The organism is Actinophytocola sp., from assembly GCF_035942955.1.
Classification (GTDB): Bacteria; Actinomycetota; Actinomycetes; order Mycobacteriales; family Pseudonocardiaceae; genus DASYTH01.
In genome coordinates, this window is the sequence record NZ_DASZCQ010000065.1 from 1 (window position 1) to 1,714 (window position 1,714).

Here is a 1,714-nt window from a genome sequence, read left to right on the forward strand (position 1 = left end):
GCCGAAGGCGCCCGGGGCGGCGCAGGCCGCGTTCGCCGCCCGGCTCGGCCGGCTGCTGGCCCGGCGCGGCGCGCTGGTGATGGACCGCGCGGCGCTGCGCGGGATCGAGCTGATCGACACCCTGGTGCTGGACGCGGGCGCGCTCGGCACCGGCCGGTGGCTGCTGCGCGACCTGGTGCCGTTCCCGGACAGCGACCCCACCGAGCTGGCCGAGCACGCCTTTCAGTTGTTCAATGAGACCGACCTCGACTCGGTGCACCGCAGCGGCCACTGGGCGCTGGGCCCGCTCGACGAGCTCGACCTGACCGGGCGCAAGGGCGCCCGCGAGCGGGACCGCCTGAGCAAGCGCGGCGCCGCCCGCGTGCTCGGCCTCGCCCGGGATCGGCATCTCCAGGCGGTGCTCGCCGTCGAGGAGGAGACCGCGCCGGGCGCGGACACCGTCGCCGCCGCGGCCCGCGACGAGGGGCTGCGCGTACTGGTGGCCGACGGACGGCACCGCACCCGGTTCGCCTTCGCCGACGACGTGATCGAAGACGACCTGGTGGCGGGCGTGCGCCGGCTCCAGGCCGACGGGCACGTGGTCGCGCTGCTGTCCGGCAACCGCCGCGCCCTCGGCGCCGCCGACCTCGGCATCGGCACGCACCGGCCGGGCGAGCCGCCGCCATGGGGTGCCCACCTGCTCGTCGGCGAGGACCTGGACACCGCCGCGCTGACCGTCGGCGCGGTCGGCATGGCGCGTCGGGTGACCGCCGACGGCATGAAGCTGGCCATCGCGGCCAGCGGCATCGGCGCGGTGAACGCGCTCAACGTCCGCGGCCGCGGGGCCGCGCGCAGCCTGCGGGCGGTGAACACCGGCGCGGCGCTGGCGTTCGTCGACGGCGTGTGGCGGGCAAGGACGCTGGGCAGGCGGGACCCCGCTCCGTCCGGCGGCGCGGGCCAGCCGTGGCACCTGATGCCGGCCGAGACGGTGCTGCAGCGGCTGGGCACCGACCGCACGGGCCTGTCCGACAAGGAGGCCGACCGCCGGCTGACCGCCCGGCCCGGCGCGCCCGGCCAGCGCACCGGCTTCACCAGGGCGTTCCTCGCCGAGCTGGCCAACCCGCTGACCCCGGTGCTGGCCGGCGGCGCCGCGGTGTCCGCCGCGGTCGGCTCCGCCACCGACGCCGCGCTGGTCACCAGCGTGATCGGCCTGTCCGCGCTGATCGGCAGCATCCAGCAGGTGCACACCGAGCGCGCCCTGGCCAGCCTGCTCGAGCGCTCCGCGGTCAGCGCCACCGTCATCCGGGACGGACGCAAGCGCACGGTCAACGCCAACGAGCTGGTGGTGGGCGACATCGTGGCGGTCGAGTCCGGCGACGTGGTGCCGGCCGACTGCCGGCTGCTCGAGGCGGTCGGGCTTGAGGCCGACGAGTCGTCGCTGACCGGCGAGTCGCTGCCGGTCGCCAAGGACGCCGCTCCCGTGGTGGCCGCCGAGATCGCCGACCGAACCTCGATGCTGTTCGAGGGCACCACGGTCGCCGCCGGGCGGGCGGTCGCGGTCGTGGTGGCCACCGGTGAGGCGACCGAGGTGGGCCGGGGCCTTGCGGCGGCCCGGCGCGCGGCGCCGACCACCGGGGTGGAGGCCCGCCTCACCGAGCTGACCCGCAAGAGCTTGCCGATCGCGGTCGCGTCGGCGACCGCGGTGGCCGGACTTGGCCAACCGCTCCACCCGGCG

1 protein-coding gene is annotated in these 1,714 nt (G+C 77.2%); it reads left to right on the forward strand.

Going from position 1 to position 1,714, the window contains the following annotated elements; all coding sequences use genetic code 11:
* A partial coding sequence (locus VGX25_RS06720; RefSeq protein WP_326916735.1) for an HAD-IC family P-type ATPase occupies nt 1-1,714 on the forward strand: 1,714 nt, incomplete at both ends.